The organism is Gemmobacter lutimaris (assembly GCF_003570715.1).
Taxonomy (GTDB): Bacteria; Pseudomonadota; Alphaproteobacteria; order Rhodobacterales; family Rhodobacteraceae; genus Gemmobacter; species Gemmobacter lutimaris.
Genome location: NZ_QXXQ01000009.1, coordinates 59,606 through 78,030 on the forward strand (window position 1 = coordinate 59,606; position 18,425 = coordinate 78,030).

The following is an 18,425-nucleotide window of genomic DNA, read 5'->3' on the forward strand; positions in this document are numbered from 1 at the left end:
AAAGGCGAAACGCGGCGAAAAGCGACAAACCGCAATTGGCACAAGGACACGAGGGCGGTAAGAGGGCAGGATAACCCCACAGGATGGCCCCCTGATGACCAAGACCAAGATCACCCCCGAAGAGGCGCTCGCTTACCATCTGGAACCGCGCCCCGGCAAATACGACATCGTCGCCTCGACCCCGATGGCAACCCAGCGCGATCTTTCGCTTGCCTACAGTCCTGGCGTGGCCGTGCCCGTGCAGGCCATCGCGGAACGGCCGGAAACCGCGTATGACTATACGGTGAAGGGCAATATGGTCGCGGTCGTCTCGAACGGCACGGCGATCCTCGGTCTGGGCAATCTGGGCGCGTTGGCCTCCAAGCCGGTGATGGAAGGCAAGGCCGTCCTGTTCAAGCGCTTCGCCGATGTGAATGCCATCGACATCGAGTTGGATACTGAAGACCCGGATGAAATCATTCAGGCTGTCCGCCTGATGGGGCCGACTTTCGGGGGCATCAATCTCGAGGACATCAAGGCGCCCGAGTGTTTCATCATCGAACAGCGGCTGAAAGAGATCATGGACATTCCGGTGTTCCATGACGATCAGCACGGCACAGCCGTTATTTGTGCTGCCGGTCTGCTCAACGCGCTGGAGATCAGCGGCAAGAAGATCGAGGATGTGAAGATTGTCCTCAACGGGGCCGGGGCAGCGGGGATTGCCTGTCTGGAACTCCTGAAGGCAATGGGCGCGCAGCATGACAACTGCATCATGTGCGACACCAAGGGTGTGATCTGGCAAGGCCGGACCGAGGGCATGAACCAGTGGAAATCCGCCCATGCCGCGCGTACGGATGCCCGGACGCTGGAAGAGGCAATGATGGGCGCCGATGTGTTCCTTGGCGTTTCGGCCAAGGGCGCGGTGACGCCGGAAATGGTGGCCTCGATGGCTGACAATCCGGTGATCTTCGCCATGGCCAATCCGGACCCCGAAATTACCCCCGAAGAGGCGCACGCGGTGCGTGCCGATGCCATCGTGGCGACGGGGCGCAGCGACTACCCCAATCAGGTCAACAATGTCCTGGGCTTCCCCTATCTGTTCCGGGGCGCGCTGGACATTCACGCCCGCGCCATCAATGACGAGATGAAGATTGCCTGCGCCAAGGCGTTGGCCGCCCTCGCGCGCGAAGACGTGCCGGATGAGGTGGCGATGGCCTATGGCCGCAAACTCAGCTTCGGGCGCGATTATATCATCCCGACCCCCTTCGACCCCCGCCTGATTCATGTCATCCCCCCTGCCGTAGCCAAAGCGGGGATGGATACCGGCGTTGCGCGTCGTCCGATCATTGATCTGAGGGGGTACGAGGCAAGCCTGAAGGCCCGGATGGACCCGACGGCCTCGATCCTTCAGGGTGTGCACGCCCGCGCCAAGGCAGCCCAGGCGCGGATGATCTTCGCGGAAGGCGATGATCCGCGTGTTCTGCGCGCGGCTGTTGCCTACCAGCGGTCTGGCCTTGGTCGGGCGCTGGTGGTCGGACGCGAAGCGGATGTGCGCGAAAAGCTGGAGACATCGGGCCTGCAGGATGCCGTGCGTGAGCTTGAGGTGGTGAATGCCGCCAATTCCCGGCATCTCGATCAGTATCGTGACTTCCTCTACAAAAGGCTGCAACGGCAAGGGTTTGACAGCCACGACATCCGGCGCCTGGCAACCCGCGACCGGCATGTTTTCTCGGCGCTGATGCTGGCGCATGGACATGGCGATGCGCTGGTAACCGGGGCTACCCGGAAATCCGCGCATGTGCTGAGCCTGATCAATCATGTCTTCGATGCGAAGGCCGCAGACGGGGCCGTTGGTGTGACCGCGCTTCTGCACAAGGGCCGTATCATCCTGATCAGCGATACACTGGTGCATGAATGGCCAGAGCCGGAGGACCTCGCCACGATTGCGGTTCGCTCGGCCGGAGTGGCGCGCAGCCTTGGCATCGAGCCGCGCGTGGCCTTCGTGAGTTTTTCGACCTTCGGTTATCCGGTCTCGGAACGTGCGACCAAGATGCACGAAGCGCCGAAGGTTCTGGACCAGATGAAGGTCGATTTCGAATATGATGGCGAAATGACCGTGGATGTCGCGCTGAATGCGCAGACGATGGCGCAATATCCGTTCTGCCGCCTGTCTGGCCCGGCAAATATCCTTGTCGTTCCGGCGCGGCATTCGGCTTCGATATCGGTCAAGCTGATGCAGGAGATGGCTGGTGCCACGGTCATCGGGCCGATCCTGACCGGGGTGAAGAAGCCGATCCAGATTTGCTCGACCAATTCGACGGTGAATGACATCCTGAACATGGCGGCGCTGGCTGCCTGTAATATCGGCTAAAGGCGCGGGGTGCGGCATGGCGATCTACAATCTGGGCTCGATCAATATCGATCTTGTGTATCAGGTGCCGCATCTACCCAAACCGGGCGAAACGCTGTCTGCATTGACCTTTTCGCAAGGGCTGGGCGGTAAGGGGGCGAACCAGTCCGTCGCTGCGGCGCGGGCAGGAGCCATGTGCCGCCACATTGGGGCCGTGGGACCGGGAAGTGACTGGTTGCTGGCCTTGATGGCTGAATACGGGGTGGACACAGGGTCCATCACGCGATTGACCGAACCGACCGGCCATGCGGTGATCAATGTTGATCCAGAGGCGGAAAACAGCATTGTGATCTACCCCGGCGCCAACCGGATGATGACTGCGGAGCTTGTCACGGTAGCACTGGGTCAGGCCGTGGCTGGCGACAGCCTGCTGCTGCAAAATGAAACTTCAGCACAGGTCGAGGCTGCGGCGCTGGCCAATGCCAAGGGGCTGCGTGTCGTCTATTCCGCTGCCCCATTCGACCTTCAGGCCGTGCGCGCCGTTTTGGATCATGTATCCTTGCTGGTCATGAATGAGGGTGAGGCGGCCGAGCTGCATGCTGCCTTTGGCAGCTTGCCCTCCGTCGATTGCATCATCACTCGTGGTGCAGAGGGCGCAGAGTGGATTTCCGCCCGTGCAGAGCCTCTTTTCATGCCGTCCTTCCGGGTGGAGCCCGTTGATACTACTGGCGCTGGAGACACCTTCATTGGCACATTGATTGCGGCGCTGGATCTGGGAATGGATCGCGCAGAGGCCATGCGGCGCGCGGCGGCGGCGGCGGCCATACAAGTTACCCGCACAGGCGCCGCGCAGGCGATACCAACGGCGGCTGAAGTTACGGCTTTTCTGACTAACCTGGGCACCTAATCCACCTGCATCAGACAGGCGCTGCGCGTCCAAAGCAGCGCCGTTTCAATGCTGCGGTCTGGGTAGATCTGGGCAAGTGCGGCCCGATAGGCGCGCATCTGACGGATGAGCCCTTCAGGGATTTCCGCAGCAGATTGTGGCACGATCATATTTGATTTGAAATCGACAGCGATAACCCGTTCGGGCAAAACGATCAGCCGATCAATCGCACCAGCCATTCGTTGACCCTCGATTTCCGCAACGACAGAGACTTCACGAAGTGTCGTTGATGCGAAAATCTGCTTGAATTCAGGTCTGCCAATGACAGCAAGGGCTTCGGCCAGCAAGGCATCACGCAGGAGTGGGGCCGGCACAAGGGCCTCGGCAAACCGTATCTGGCGTTCAGGAGAAAGACCCGGCAGGTGTTCGAACAATGCATGGAGCAAGGTTCCGCGGGTCTTGGCATCGTGACTTTCGCCCTCAACATCCCCGGACAAGACCTTTGCACCACCAAGCTTGCTGGGGTTCAGCACTTGAGGGGCGCGGGCCGCAGGTGGTGCGGGGCGCCTTGCCCAATCCGGCAAGTCTATGGTGGTATCTTCTGCGGTGTGGGCCGCTGAAGCCGGTTCCGACGCGGGCCATGTGCCGAACTCATAAATCAGGCGACCGCGACCAGAGGGCATGGCGCCAATCTTTTCGGCACCTGCGCGGATCAGATCATACCAGGCGGGTAGCCTGTCTGTCTCGGGTTTTGCGGATTGTGACGCCAGCTTGCCGGCTGCGGCGACGATCAACCAGGATTGTGCCCGCGTCATGGCAACGTAAAGCAACCGCATTTCCTCGGCGCGGCTACGGCGCGCGCGCTCGCTGCGGAGGCGGGTGATTTCCGGGGGGCTCGCGTCAGTTGGTGTGCGCCAGATCGCGGTATCGTTCAGCAGGAACAACTCGTCGCGGTCATTCGCGGTCATATCCGCCGTATCCGGCAATATCACGATCGGCGCCTCAAGCCCCTTGGAGCCATGCACCGTCATGACCCTGATCTTGCGCCCGCCGGTTTCCATCTGACGCTTTACCTGAATGTCATCCGTCTGGAGCCAGGTCAGAAAGCCGGTCAAACTGGGCACATCGTTTCGTTCATAGGCCAGCGCCTGCGACAACAGTTCATCAATGCCGTCCTCGGCTTCTTCGCCAAGCCGCGCCAAGAGTCGGCGTCGCCCGTCATGGCGCGTCAGAGCCCGTTCGATCAAATCGAAGGGGCGCAGGAAATCCGCCTGATCGCGCAGATCGTGCAGCATGGAAAGCGTATCGGAACAGGTCTCTGTTTCCGCCCGAAGCGCCTCCCACAGGTAGCCTTTTCGTGGCTGCGCCAATGCGTAAAGCTGCTGTTCGGTCCAGCCGCAAAGCGGTGAGCGCAACAGTTCCGCCAGTGCCAGATCATCCTCTGGTGTCGCCAGAAATGCCAAAAGCGCGGTCAGGTCCTTCACCGCGATCTCGCCACCAAGATGAAGCCGGTCTGCACCGGCAATCGGTAGCTGGGCTGCCTTGCAGGCCCGGATGATTTCAGAGAACAGCGGTGATCGGCGGCGCACTAGAATCAGAAAGTCACCGGCATGCACAGGTCGGGCGCCGTTGCCTTCCGGGATCATGGTGCCACTGGCCAAAATCTCGCCGATGCGCCCGGCAATCTGGCGCGCAAGAATGGCGTTGTGATGTTCGTGGCTTACCAGATCAACGGGGTCGGCCCAGTCGCCATCCTCCGGCGTGTCCGCGGGTGCAATGTGGGGCCAGATTTCCACCCAGCCGGGCATGCTGTCCCGAAAGGCAATGTGATGCGACGGTCCGCCCAGATCAGGGTGCAGATGCGGGGGGAAGGTCTGGTCAACCAGCCGCAGGATCGCCTGCGAAGACCGAAAGGAATATTCCAGATCCAGCGCATTGAAAGGGGCCTGAGCGGCACGCAAACGACCTGCAAAGGCTTCGCGCATTTCTGCGAAAGCCGACACGTCCGCGCCTTGGAAAGAGTATATGGACTGCTTCTGATCGCCAACGACAAAGATTGTCCGCTCCAGATCGCGTGCACCTGTGCCCGCGGTGAATTCCTGCGCCAGAAGCTCGATCACCTTCCATTGATCGGGTGAAGTATCCTGCGCTTCATCGACGAGAATGTGGTCGATTCCTCCATCCAGCCGGAACAGCACCCATTGTGCGACCGATGGGTCCGTGAGCAAAGCCTTGGCGCGCGAAATCAGGTCATCGAAATCCAGCGCGCCACGCAGTGCCTTGCGCCGTTCATATGCCGGAAGAAAGCTTGCAGCGAAACGGTGCAGCCGCGTGGTGCGATCTGCCGCAGAAAGCGCAAGCCGCCTGGGTCTTGCCATTTCAATGCGCAGCATGAGTGCATTCAGAGCGGCAGAGAGCGGGGCGAGTTTTGGCTGTGTCGCCTTCGTGGCGATCTGATCGCCTTTTGCGGTAAACCTCTTGCTTTCTTCCTTTACGGTTCCGCTGAACAGCAGCACGTCCTCCAGCGCGGCCAAGGTCTTTGCGTCAGGCTTGTCAAGGTCGATGGAGGCAAGTTTTGCCCCGGCGCGCTGGTCATTGGTCGATCCTGTCAGCAGGATGCGGGCCGTTTCAGTCAGCAGATCGGCCTCTGCGCCCAGGAAAACCTCTGCCAGCAAGCGGTCATGGGTGAAATTCGGCGGAAGGCCAAATAATGACAGGCAACCGGCATCATCCAGCGGGCGCGAGAGGCCCCCGGCATGGCGGGCGATTTCTGCGGTGAGGCTTGCAAAATCCTCCCCGGTGTAAATGGCTGCCAGTGCCGCAACAGCATCCGAATGGGGCCCCGCAGCAATATCCTCGACGATTTCGTCGCGCAGTAGTTTCGCCGCGCGCTCATCCAGTTCCGTGAACTGTGGTGATACGCCGGCTTCCAGCGGAAAGCGGCGCAGCAGGCTGGCGCAAAAGCTGTGGATGGTCTGGATGCGCAAGCCGCCGGGGGTTTCGATTGCCCGAGCGAACAGGCGGCGTGCTTCGGAAAGTGTTTCACGTGAAACGGGCGCCGCCGCTCCCAGATTTTGCAAGGCTTCCCGCAACTCTGCATCGGGCTTCATTGCCCATTCACCCAGACGCTGAAACAGCCGGTTCTGCATTTCCGATGCGGCAGCCTTGGTATAGGTGAGACACAGAATGCGGCCCGGTTCCACGCCGGATAGCAGCAACCGGGCGACACGATCCGTCAATACACGGGTCTTGCCGGACCCGGCGTTTGCGGAAAGCCACGTTGACCAGCCTGGGTCTGCGGCCTGGACTTGGCGCTCGCTGGCAGCATTGCGGCTCATCCCACATCCTCCGGGGTCGCGGCATCTGTCATATCCCACTCGCCGAAGCGGGCGAGATGGTCGTAGTCACCCGGAAAACGGCTGGCAAAGACGGCGCGTCGCGCTGTGTAACCTGTATCGCGGCGTTGATAGCGCTGAATCAGGCGATGCAGATCCTCCCAGACTTTACCCAGATCGGCAGGAGTCAGTGCCGTGGTCTCCAGTTTTGGGTTGGTGCCGAGTCCGACATAGGTGATCCGCGCAACCTCGGCCGGGCCAATTTCGCCAAAGGCCCCGCGTTCGGCCATGGCCGCAGCCAGCAGCAACTGTTTGTCGAATTGTTCCTGCTGTCTCTTTGTCGGGGGCGTGCCGGTCTTGTAGTCCAGAATGTGCAAGCGACCATCGGGGAGCAGGTCGATGCGGTCGGGTGTGCCGAACAACTCGAAATCCATCGGCTCCAGCTTGATGCGCCCGCGCTGTTCCAGGCTGACGGGCACGCCTCCATCGGCGCCATCGTGGCTGATGAAGAAATTCGCAGCGCGGCTGATCCGAGCCAACCACAACACCCGTGCCGCTGGCCATGGTACTTCCGCCTCCAGAACTTCCGCCGCGAGGGTGACTAGCCGCGAAACGGCGGCCTCAGGGGTTTCCGTGGTGCGGTCTTTCACAAAACGCTCCAGGATCTTGTGCAAGACAGATCCACGCAATCGCGCATCAGATTCACGATGCAGTGGGTCTAGTTTATGGAGCCGCAATATATAGCGGGCATAAATCGCATAGGGATCGCGGATCAGTGTGGAAATACGCGTCAGTGCCAGTTCTTTTGGCCGGGCCGTAACTGGCGGACGGGGGGCTGGCCTCGGGGCGGAGGGAACTTGTGTCTCTGGCCGTTCCAAGCGCCGTGCGAGCGCAAGCCAGGTGCGGCCACGGGCGCGCATGTCAACAAGCCCGGCTTGTCCGCCGGCCTCGGGTAGACCATCCAGCAGATTCGTCAGCCGGTTGAGCCAGCGTGACGGAACGGTTTCCGCATCCGCATCGCGGCGCGCACGGGTCAGAAAAACTTCGCCCGCCGCAATCGCCTGCTGATAGTCATGCGCGGCAAGGCCAATACGCCGTTCCGGCAATAACAGAGCCGCATCCTTGCGCATCTTGCGGTTCAGCCATGGGTCGGGCGGGGGCAGTTGCGGCCATATACCGTCATTCAATCCGCCGAGGACCACCAGATCAGCACCTTGGACCCGTGCCTCCAGCGTGCCCCAGATCATCAGTCCGGGATGCCCCAAAACCTCGTCCCGCACGTCGCCACGGTTCAGGATGGCTTCAAACAGATTACGGTAGTCGTGCAGCGCAAGATCGCCTCCTGCATCTGCTTCGGCCTGCAAGGCAGCAATCTGGGTGCTGGCGGCCTCACCTGCGGCTTCCCGCCATAGCTCGCCGGTATCCATACCCCATGGACCACGCGAAACAGTCTCTGTTATGGCCAGATGTTGAGACAGAACGCTCGATAGCGGTCCGCCGCATGTCCGTTCAGCAAGGCCGAGAAACTCTGAGATCCATGCGGCCCAAGGTTCCGCCAATGGGTCGTTCCGTGCCTCCGCCCAATGCCGCAGCATCGTGCTGTCCGGGAAGGGCGGTCCATAGCGGCGCAGATGAAGCTCCAGATCGCGGGTCAGTCGAAGATGGCTTCCGCGATCGCCGCCGCTTGCCGCCAACGGGTGTTTCAGAATGGTCAGAAGTGCTTCGCCGGATAGTTTTTCGCCCAGAATGCGCGCCACATGGCGCAGCAGGCGTCCCGGTGCTGATAGCGCAAGTGGTCGTCCGGCGGAATCGTCGGGCACGAGGCCCCAGCGATCCAGCGCGGCAGTAACGCGTCTCGTCAGGTTGCGGTCGGGCGTGATCAATGCGGCTGTTCGGCCATCCTCAACCGCTTTGCGCAGGATCAGCGCGACAGCCAATGCCTCATCGCGTGGAGACTCAGCCTCGATCAGTGTCAATTCCGCGGTCGTCTTGGCCAGATCTTTCAGGCCCTGTCCTTCGCTCAGCCATTGATCTGTGACTGGCGCAGGCCGTAAGGAAAGCGACACCAATGCATTCCGCGCCGGGTTCGGGGCGCGTGTTGCCGTCCAGCGCATCACATCTGTCGGCTGAAATCCCAGAACATCCATCATCCGGCGAAAACGAAACTGTGAATGATCTTCTGCTGTCAGCGCGTCGGACATCCCCTCCCAGACCGGAACAGGCAAATCAAAGTCATATCCCGGCAGCACCAGCGCGCCCTGCGGCAGCGCCGCGACCGCCTGCATGAAGCGCAGCGTCGTGCCACGCGACCCGGTGGAACCGGCGACAATGACCGGACCTTCCGCAGGGGCAACAGCCCAGCGCGCCGCCAGCGCCTCGACTGTCCGGCGCTGACGGGCCTCTGGGTCGGGGGCCTCATCCGTGCCGAAAAATGGCTGGACGATGCTCAGGAATTGCTGTGTTCGCGTCCAGTGCGCGGAATGGTTCGAAACATCCAGCGCCGCAATCGCCTCGGGCGGCACGCCTTCGCCCTGCATTTCGTCCATGAGGGTCGCAAGGCTGTCGGCAAGATCGTAAAGCGCGGCACGCGGGGCAAGATCCGGGGCAGCATCAAGCAGATGCGCAATCAGGCGTGTCAGCTCCAGACGTCGGCGCAGCGGTGAAACTGCGGGCGGAATCCCCTCCAGTGCCGCCTCTGTATCAAGATCGGTGATCAGGCGGATCTGTGGCAATAGACCGGGGCCGGAGGCCGCAAAAATTTCGGTAATCCGACGGCGCATGCGCTGTGTGTTCACGAAAAGTTGGACATTGGCCATCGCTTCGGGGGGCGAACCTGCCAGCCTTTCCCGCAAGCCACGAACCAGCTCTGCCGGAAAGTCGGCACCCGGAGGGAGGGCGAAAATACGCGGCTGTCCGGACTCAAACATCTGCGGTTCGCGCCAGCAGCGCCTCGGCTTCGGCAATTCCTTCAGGCCGCCCGACATCGCACCAGCCACCCTGATGGACAAGGCCATAGGCACGCCCTTCGGCAATCGCGATGTCCCAAAGACGGTTCAATGAAAAAACAGTGTCTGATATTGCGGAAATTCTTGTCGGGGACAGGATTTGCGCACCCAGATAGGCATAGCCTGACGCACCTGAGGCGCGGGCGATCCGCCCGTTTGTATCCAGAAAAAAGTCGCCATTGCCGCGAAATCCGGTTGCATGCGGGGCCGGCAGCAAGAGCAGCAGGGCATCCATCCGATCCGGGTCCCAATGCGCGGCCAACTGCGCCAATGCGGGCGACCCGGTCCAGACGGCATCGCTGTTCAGGGTGAATACGGGCCCCGGACCCAGCAGCGGCAGGGCGGCCCTCAAACCGCCGCCAGTTTCCAGAATGCTGCCGCTTTCGTCGGAAAAGGCAATATTGGCACGGTCGGCCAGATGGCGGCGGATTGCTTCGGGCCGGTAATGCAGGTTGACGACGATCCGCTTTGCCGCGATCGCATCCACCTGATCCAGCGCATGATCAATGAGCGGGCGGCCCGCAACTTCGATCATCGGTTTGGGCCGGTCTGCTGTCAACGCGCCCATCCGCGTACCCAACCCGGCAGCAAACAGCATCACGGCTTCGGGAGTTCGGGGCATCGGCTTTCGATCCTTGCAAGGGCCTCAGGTGTCGGTTCTGGCAAAAGCCGCGCACAAAGCCGGGCAAGCTCCGCCAGTTCCGGGTGGGAAAGATTGCGCTGCAATTGGCCCCAGACCCGGGGCACGAGGCGCAGATAGCCGGGTTTCCCTGCAACCATGCACAGCCTTGCGAAGATCCCGAGGATACGCAAGGCGCGCTGCGCGCCCAAAGCGGCGTATCCGGCGGCAAAGCTGTCGGCGGGCAGGTGGAGCGCCTTGCGGAACTCCTCCCGGACCGCCGCCTCGGTTTCCGGCGCTACATCACGGCGGGCATCCTGCAAAAGCGACACCAGATCGTAGACGGGCTGGCCCATCTGGGCGAGTTGGAAATCCAGCAGTCCGACTTGTGCCAAACCCGTCCGTTGATCCATCCACAGCAGGTTTTCCGCGTGATAATCCCGCAGGATCAGCACACGCGGGCCGTCGGCAAGCCGGACCAGTGTTTCGGTCAGACATTGAATAAATGCCTCCCGATCGCCCGGATCGCCAAGAATAGCGCGTCGATACCAGTCGAGCGCAAAGGTTGCCGCTTCGGCCCAGTCCGCCGCAGAAAGATCGGGCAGCGATTCTGGCGCGGGGGCGGACTGAAGGTGCAATAGAACCCCTGATGCTGCCTGATACAGGGGCAGTTCGCGGGCAGGATCCTCAGCCACAAGCCGGGCAAAGATGCCGTCGCCCAAGTCTTCCAGCAGCAGAAAACCATGATCGAAATCGGCCGCAATCACTTCTGGCGCCGAAAGGCCCAACGCGCGCAGATGGCTGGCGATCCGGGCGAAATCACGCGGATCGTCACCCTTTCCGGGGGGGGCATCCATGAGGATCGCAGTTTTTTGGTTCAGGATCAGCCGCAGATAGCTGCGATCCGAGGCATCGCCGGAAAGGTGCTGCCGAACGGCCGCTTTCCAGCCAGCCTGATCAAGCATGAGGTCCGCCCGATATGCACGATCACCGGTCATGTGCCTGTCGCCCCGATTTCCGCGCGCAATTCATCATTCGGCCCGAAGTCCAGTATGGCATTGCGGCCTTCGGCTTCGGGGCGCAGGGTGATGCGGATTGCACCAAGGGGGATCTGGTTGCCAAGGCGGTCAGGCCATTCGATCAGGCAAATCGCCGTTTCGAAGGCCGAGACCAGACCCAACTCTGCCACCTCATCCGGGTGGCCAAGGCGATAAAGATCGGCGTGCCAGATGTCGCCGGCGTCATCTTCATAGGTCTGCACCAGTGTGTAGGTGGGCGACGGCACATCAATCTCGGCGCCCAGCCTTTCACGGATGAATGCGCGCGCGAAGTGGGTCTTGCCCGCGCCGATACCACCTTCCAGTAGCAATACCATGCCCGGATAGGCGTGGTGCGCGAATTGCCGTGCCAGATGGTTCGTGGCGGCATCGTCGGGCAGAAACAAGGTAAGTTGGGCGCCGTTGGTCATGTCCGCAGTTTTATCCGCCCTTGCGGCCGCTGCAACCCGGCTCAGGCCCGCAGACGCCCCGTCGATAAGGCGCTTTGCATGTCTTCAACGCGGGTGACAACTTCAAATCGGGCAAGGGTGGCGCCCCCCGGTAAAGCCGATATGTGGCATTCGACCAATCGCCCGTCCAGAAGCCTTGCCTCACCGTTCAAGGCCGTAGCGTCGCGTTCATGCGCTGCGACAAATTCTTCGGCTTCGGCCCAGAACGTGCCTGGGGCGCTCTGTCTTTGCCAATGCGCGCAAAGAACCGCGAAGCTGCCTTCGGAAAGCGTGCTGGCCGGATCGTGCCCCCAAAGCCTGCAATAGGCCGCATTTGCCATCACAAGCACCGAGGCGGGCGAAAAGACCGCGAGCGCCTGATCGACTGAGTCGACCACGGCCTGACTGAGTTCAAGATCCGCGCGATAGCGGCGAATCCGGCTGATTTCGGTTGAAATATCCTCGATCAGCAGGGCCAGTGCTCCATTGGGATGCGGGCGACCGACAACCTTGTAGGTCAGGCCAGAGGGCAGGCTCCAGGTTTCTTCAAAAAGACCAGAGGACGCAGCCTCTTCCAGCGCAACCATCTGACGCCGCCATGTGCGATAATCCTTCGGCTCGGGGATCATGTCGCGCTCGCGCATCGCGTCCAGAAACGCGAACAGCGTGGGGCGCATTGACAGAAAGTCTGGTTGAAGGCCAGACAGATCCAGCAGCGCGGGATTGAACAGCACCAACTGGCGTTGCCGGTCAAAGATCGCAAGCCCGATTGGCAAATGCGCGAAGGTCTTCACCAGCGTTTGCGTGAAATCGCGCAAGGAAGCCTCTGCCTGCACAAGTGTATCGACGGGAAAGGCAAAGATCAGCCGGTCGGCCCCATCCTGATAGGGATGAAGTTCGAACCACTTTTCTTGCTGCCCCTGCTGGACCAGCCGGTGCCGTAACGGGGTGCCGACCGCGGCGACATCCTGCTCAAACAGGCGCGGCAGGGGCCAACTCAAATCCTGTCCGGGGGGCAGGCCATCTGCGACGCGGTGCAGATAGGCGGCATTCGCCCACAAAAGCTTGCCCTGCGTCGTTTCGCGCCAGACCGGCATCGGGGCCAGCGCCAGCGTGTTACGCAATTGCGCCAGTTCATCTTCGGTGGCTTTCCGGGTCAACGAATCCTGAATGGGTAGGGTGGCCTGCTGTTCCGGGTCTTCAAGGCTGATCCGGGTCAGACCGCCGCTTAACTCCGCGCGTAGCAGAATCGGCGCACCGTTGGAATCACAGGAGCTTAGGGCCAGCGCACCTTCCTCAGCCAGTTTGGTGAAGCGATCCTCGAAATCGGGGAAGCGTGCCCCCAGATAAGACCGGAGCCGCAGCCACGGCGGCCCCCGAAGTGGGCTTTGGGCGATCAATGCGCGGGCTGCGGGTGTCGCATCGACAAGGGTTTCGCCATCGAACAGAAAGCGCGTTCCCCCGCTTTTGTCAGCGAAGATGGAACGCTGACCCCGGCCCGATTGCGGATCGAAAACAGCGACGGCAAACAGGCCGCCCGCAGCGGCAAGCGTCGATACGACGAGCATCATGAAGGCCAAAGCCCAGTCAAACGCCATCAAATTCCCCAAGATAACAGGCCTTTTCGCAACCATGGCGGGCGATGGTTAAGGCTTGGTTAAGGCTTAGGGGGTGACACAAAAGCGCCAGGGCACCTCAGGTGTTCAACGGGTTGTCTCCCAGTGCGCCGGTTTCGGCCAGGATGCGGTTTGCCGGCCAGATCACTTCGACAATCGCCCCATGTTGGTCCGATGTCGCTTCGGGCTGTGCATTGGCAAAAGACAGGCGCGCGCCTGTCCGTTCCAGCAAGGTCTTTGCGATGAACATGCCAAGACCCATGCCCTCATACCCCGGCCGCTGTGACGGTTCGGCCTTGCGGTTGCGAAGGAAAGGTTCGCCTACGCGGCCCAGAAGATGCGTCGGATAGCCCGGTCCGTCATCCACGATGCGCAGCACCAATCGGTCGGCACGCCATTCCGCATCGACCCAGACATTTGCCGCGGCAAAATCCACCGCATTCTGAATCAGATTCCGCAGGCCATGCAGGATTTCGGGCTGCCTTTGCACCAGAGGGTCGCTTTCCGGCAGGCTGAAATGCACATTCTTGCCGCGCTTCAGATGCGGATCGGCAGCTTCGCGCAGCACAAGGCTCAGCGGTCCCTGACGCATCAGCCGGTCATCCTTGCCCGCCTGACCCATGGACCGCAGGATGTCGCGGCAACGGTCTGCCTGATCGCGGATGAGCTGCGCATCGTCGCGCAGGTCGGGCTGATCTTCGAGTTCCTCCATCAGCTCGGCGCTGACCAGTTTGATCGTCGCCAGTGGTGTGCCCAACTCATGCGCCGCCGCCGCCACCACACCGCCCAGATCGGTCAGTTTCTGCGCCCGCGCCAGCGCCATTTGCGTCGCCAGCAGCGCATCCTGCATCGCATGGATTTCCGCCGCGACGCGGTGTGCATAGATCCCGAGGAAGACGATGCCGATGACAATGGCTAGCCAGAAGCCGAAGGAAAACAATCGGGGCAGGGCGAAGATCGTCCCGTCCCCCATGCTCATTGGCACGGCGAAAAGGGCAACCACCGACACCAGCACCAGCGCCACGGTGCCCAGAACCAGCGTCGCCCGTCCCTCCAGCGCCGTTGCGGAAATCGTGACCGGCGCCAGAAACAGCAGCGCGAAGGGGTTTGTCAGCCCGCCTGTCAGCATCAGCAGTGTTGCAAGCTGCGTCAGATCAAACAGCAGGGTGAAGAACACCTGCCGTTCGGTCAGGCGGGTGCTTTCGGGAAATATGAAGACCGAGATCAGGTTGACGATGACGGATGCGCCCACCACCAGCAGGCAAAGCCCCAGCGGCAGCCGGATTTCCAGCCAGAACTGCGCGGCCAGAAGCGCGATGATCTGGCCGCCAATTGCGACCCAGCGCAACAGGTTCAGTGTGCCAAGGCGCAGCAGGTCACCGGGGGCCTGACTGCCCGGAAACGGGGTGTCTTCGGTAAGATCGGGCTGTTGGGCCATGGTCCTTGCTGTCGCAGAGGGGTGTTTTGGCATTGTTAAAAGCCCCGTGATGCGGGATCAATGCGCCACGCAAAGAAGGGGAAAACCATGTCCAAGCTTTATGCAGGTCTCGCGGTGGCGGTTGTTGTTGGTCTGGTGGGTGGCAGCGCGCTCTGGGTCATGTCGAACAAGGCGTCCGATCCCTTCGCCCAATGCCGCGCCGGGGCGGTTGGCGGCGGTGAAATCGGCGGTCCCTTCACGCTGGTCGATGGCGATGGCCGCACGGTAACCGACAAGGATGTCCTCACCAAACCCTCGCTGGTCTATTTCGGCTATACTTTCTGTCCTGATGTCTGTCCCTTCGACAATGCCCGCAATGCGGAGGCAATCGACCTTCTGGTGGACCGTGGCTATGACGTGCAGCCGGTGTTCATCTCGATTGACCCGGAGCGTGACACGCCCGAAGTGGTGAAGGATTTCGCAGCGAACCTTCATCCGCGGATGATTGGTCTGACCGGGTCAGCCGAACAGGTGAAGGCGGCGTCGTTGGCCTACAAGACCTATTTCAAGAAGCAGGAGGCCGAGGACGAATTCTATCTCGTTGATCACTCGACCTTTACTTACCTCATGCTGCCGGGAAGCGGCTTTGCCGAGTTCTACAAGCGCGAGGCGACACCCGAGCAGATGGCCGACAGCGTGGCCTGTTTCGTCGATGCCGCAAAAGCCGCCGGGCAAAATTGACCTTCCTGTGAATCCGCCCTAGGTTCGGTAGGATTTTCACGACGGAGAGCATCGCCATGGCAGAGGATCTGAGCGCCGAAATCGGGCCGGACCGTTCGCTTCTTTTGGTGGATGATGACGAATCCTTCGTGAAGCGCCTTGCCAAGGCGATGGAAAAGCGGGGCTTTATCCCCGAAACCGCCGAAACTGTGGCCGAGGGCAAGGCCATCGCGCAAAGCCGCCCGCCCGCTTTCGCCGTGGTCGATCTGCGGCTGGAAGACGGCAATGGCCTCGATGTGGTCGAGGCGCTGCGCGAACGCCGCCCTGATTGCCGCGTCGTGGTGCTGACCGGCTATGGCGCCATCGCTACTGCGGTTGCGGCAGTGAAGATCGGTGCCATCGACTATCTCGCCAAGCCCGCCGATGCGAACGAAGTCACGAACGCACTTTTGGCGCGCGGCGATTTGCTGCCCGCCCCGCCGGAAAATCCGATGTCGGCGGACCGCGTGCGGTGGGAACATATCCAGCGTGTCTACGAAATGTGCGATCGCAATGTCTCGGAAACCGCGCGGCGGCTGAACATGCACCGCCGCACACTCCAGCGCATTCTGGCCAAGCGCAGCCCCAAATAACCTGTTGGGGCCTCGGTTGTCTGTCGCCGGGCAATTCTGTGCACCCAGAACGAATGCTTTCCAAACCGCCGGTTTTGCGCTAATGGGGCGCCCATCTGAGACGTGTGGCCATGCCCCGGGCCGCATGCGTGAGGATTGGGGGCGGCGGCAATGGGGCCGCCAGACATCGGGAGACTCCGGGATGCGCCCGGTCGGGCTCTCAGGATAGGATGACAGATGTTCAATATCACGAAAAAGTCGATCCAGTGGGGCGGTGAAACGCTCACGCTGGAAACCGGGAAGGTTGCGCGGCAGGCCGATGGTTCGGTCATCGCGACGCTGGGCGAAACCAGCGTCATGGCCAACGTGACCTTCGCCAAGAAGGCGAAACCCGGTCAAGACTTCTTCCCGCTGACCGTTCACTACCAAGAAAAATATTACGCCGCCGGCAAGATCCCCGGCGGCTTCTTCAAACGTGAGGCCCGGCCGTCCGAAAAAGAGACGCTGGTTTCCCGTTTGATCGACCGCCCGTGCCGCCCGCTGTTCGTCGAGGGTTTCAAGAACGAAGTGCTGGTGATGGCCACCGTTCTGTCCTGTGACCTGGTCAACGACCCCGACATCGTGGCGATGATCGCGGCTTCGGCTGCCCTGACTCTGTCGGGCGTGCCCTTCATGGGTCCGATCGGCGCCGCGCGCGTCGGCTTCGTCGATGGCAAATATGTGCTGAACCCGGCGATGGACGACATGACCCAGCTCCGCACCAAGCCGGAGCAGCGTCTGGATCTCGTGGTCGCGGGCACCAAGACCGCCGTTATGATGGTGGAATCTGAAGCTTACGAACTGTCCGAAGAAGAAATGCTGGGCGCCGTGAAGTTCGGTCACGAGGCGATGCAGCCGGTGATCGACCTGATCATCTCGCTGGCCGAAACCTCCGCGAAAGAGCCCTTCGACTTTTCGCCGCCCGATATTGCCGATCTTTACGGCAAGGTCAAAGCTGCGGGTGAAGCGCAGATGCGCGCTGCCTTTGCGCTGAAGGACAAGCAGGAACGCACCAACGCCATCTCCGCCGCCGTCGCGGCGATCACCGCGTCGCTGTCGGAGGAAGATCAGGCCGACATCAACCTCGGCTCGGCGATCAAGAAGCTGGAAAGTGCGATCCTGCGCGGCGACATCATCAACGGTGGCGCCCGGATCGATGGCCGTGACACCAAGACCGTGCGTCCGATCGTATCGGAAACCGGCATCCTGCCGCGCGCCCATGGGTCGGCCCTGTTCACCCGTGGTGAAACGCAGGGTTTGGTCGTCACCACGCTGGGCACCGGCGAGGACGAGCAGATCATCGACGCGCTGAACGGCAACTACCGCTCGAACTTCCTGCTGCATTACAACTTCCCGCCCTATTCGGTTGGTGAAGTGGGCCGCGTGGGTTCGCCCGGCCGCCGCGAGATCGGCCATGGCAAGCTGGCATGGCGCGCGCTGCAAGCCGTGCTGCCTGCGCCGACCGATTTCCCCTACACCATCCGCGTGGTGTCGGAAATCACCGAATCGAATGGTTCCTCCTCGATGGCCTCGGTCTGTGGTGGTTCGCTGTCGATGATGGATGCGGGCGTTCCGCTGAAAGCGCCGGTCGCCGGTGTGGCGATGGGTCTCATCCTGGAAGATGACGGCAAATGGGCCGTGCTGACAGACATCCTTGGCGACGAGGATCACCTCGGCGACATGGACTTCAAGGTTGCGGGCACCGATGCGGGCATCACCTCGCTGCAAATGGACATCAAGGTCGCGGGCATCACGCCCGAGATCATGGAGCAGGCCCTGGCGCAAGCCAAGGACGGCCGGATGCACATTCTGGGCGAGATGAACAAGGCGCTGTCGGCCCCGCAGGGCTTCAGCGAATACGCCCCAAAGATCGAGACCCTCTCGATCCCCACCGACAAGATCCGCGAAGTGATCGGATCGGGCGGCAAGGTCATCCGCGAGATCGTGGAAACCTCGGGCGCCAAGGTTGACATCAATGATGACGGCGTGATCAAGATCGCTTCCTCGTCGGCCGATGCCATTAAGAAGGCCTATGACATGATCTGGTCGATCGTGGCAGAGCCGGAGGAAGGCCAGATCTACACCGGCAAGGTGGTGAAGCTGGTCGATTTCGGCGCCTTCGTGAACTTCTTCGGCAAGCGTGACGGTCTGGTCCATGTGTCTCAGATCGCCAACAAGCGCCTGAACCACCCGAACGAGATCCTGAAAGAGGGTCAAGAGGTGAAGGTGAAGCTTCTGGGCTTCGACGACCGCGGCAAGGTGCGCCTTGGCATGAAGATGGTCGATCAGGAGACCGGGGCCGAGATCGTGCCCGAAAAGAAGGAAAAGGAAGAAGCCTCCGAAGGCTGATCTTCCCAAAGGC

At 61.4% G+C, this 18,425-nt stretch carries 12 protein-coding genes; 5 read left to right on the top strand and 7 right to left on the bottom strand.

The annotated features are described in order from the left end of the window. Positions 1-94: 94 nt before the first annotated feature. Both D2N39_RS15205 and D2N39_RS15210 read left to right on the top strand, forming a co-directional pair. A complete protein-coding gene (locus tag D2N39_RS15205) occupies positions 95-2,350 on the top strand; it encodes an NADP-dependent malic enzyme (protein ID WP_119135630.1) in 2,256 nt (751 codons plus the stop codon). Between the two features lie 16 nt (positions 2,351-2,366). Next, positions 2,367-3,236 carry a ribokinase gene (locus D2N39_RS15210; RefSeq protein ID WP_119135631.1) on the top strand — a complete coding sequence of 290 codons (870 nt, stop codon included), beginning with the start codon at positions 2,367-2,369 and terminating at the stop codon, positions 3,234-3,236. On the opposite strand, the gene addA is transcribed toward D2N39_RS15210, so the two are convergent. The 7 genes from addA to regB form a co-directional block, all read right to left on the bottom strand. Then, positions 3,233-6,553 carry a double-strand break repair helicase AddA gene (gene addA / locus D2N39_RS15215; protein ID WP_119135632.1) on the bottom strand — a complete coding sequence of 1,107 codons (3,321 nt, stop codon included), beginning with the start codon at positions 6,551-6,553 and terminating at the stop codon, positions 3,233-3,235. The genes D2N39_RS15210 and addA overlap by 4 nt on opposite strands. After that, positions 6,550-9,477: a double-strand break repair protein AddB gene (gene addB, locus D2N39_RS15220; protein ID WP_119135723.1), complete on the bottom strand. Its 2,928-nt coding sequence runs from the start codon at positions 9,475-9,477 to the stop codon at positions 6,550-6,552. Before addB ends, addA begins: the two co-directional genes overlap by 4 nt. Beyond that, the gene (locus D2N39_RS15225) at positions 9,470-10,177 is read right to left on the bottom strand and encodes a nucleotidyltransferase family protein (protein WP_119135633.1); all 708 of its coding nucleotides are present in this window, start codon (positions 10,175-10,177) and stop codon (positions 9,470-9,472) included. The genes addB and D2N39_RS15225 overlap by 8 nt, the downstream gene beginning before the upstream one ends. Continuing rightward, positions 10,153-11,139: an aminoglycoside phosphotransferase family protein gene (locus tag D2N39_RS15230; RefSeq protein ID WP_233557196.1), complete on the bottom strand. Its 987-nt coding sequence runs from the start codon at positions 11,137-11,139 to the stop codon at positions 10,153-10,155. The genes D2N39_RS15225 and D2N39_RS15230 overlap by 25 nt, the downstream gene beginning before the upstream one ends. 29 nt (positions 11,140-11,168) lie before the next feature. Further along, positions 11,169-11,642, bottom strand: a complete 474-nt coding sequence (gene tsaE / locus D2N39_RS15235; RefSeq protein ID WP_119135635.1) for a tRNA (adenosine(37)-N6)-threonylcarbamoyltransferase complex ATPase subunit type 1 TsaE — start codon at positions 11,640-11,642, stop codon at positions 11,169-11,171. 41 nt (positions 11,643-11,683) lie between these two features. Beyond that, a complete protein-coding gene (locus D2N39_RS15240) occupies positions 11,684-13,258 on the bottom strand; it encodes a PAS-domain containing protein (RefSeq protein WP_119135636.1) in 1,575 nt (524 codons plus the stop codon). Positions 13,259-13,355: 97 nt separating this feature from the next. Next, positions 13,356-14,714 carry a sensor histidine kinase RegB gene (regB, locus tag D2N39_RS15245; RefSeq protein ID WP_119135637.1) on the bottom strand — a complete coding sequence of 453 codons (1,359 nt, stop codon included), beginning with the start codon at positions 14,712-14,714 and terminating at the stop codon, positions 13,356-13,358. Between the two features lie 87 nt (positions 14,715-14,801). Between regB and D2N39_RS15250 the strand changes: the two genes are divergently transcribed. From D2N39_RS15250 to pnp, 3 genes are all read left to right on the top strand, one after another. After that, complete coding sequence (locus D2N39_RS15250) at positions 14,802-15,434, top strand: SCO family protein (protein WP_119135638.1); 633 nt, start codon at positions 14,802-14,804, stop codon at positions 15,432-15,434. A gap of 56 nt (positions 15,435-15,490) precedes the next feature. Beyond that, complete coding sequence (locus D2N39_RS15255) at positions 15,491-16,045, top strand: ActR/PrrA/RegA family redox response regulator transcription factor (protein WP_119135639.1); 555 nt, start codon at positions 15,491-15,493, stop codon at positions 16,043-16,045. 216 nt (positions 16,046-16,261) lie between these two features. Next, a complete protein-coding gene (gene pnp, locus D2N39_RS15260; RefSeq protein ID WP_119135640.1) occupies positions 16,262-18,412 on the top strand; it encodes a polyribonucleotide nucleotidyltransferase in 2,151 nt (716 codons plus the stop codon). The last annotated feature ends 13 nt before the right edge of the window (positions 18,413-18,425 follow it).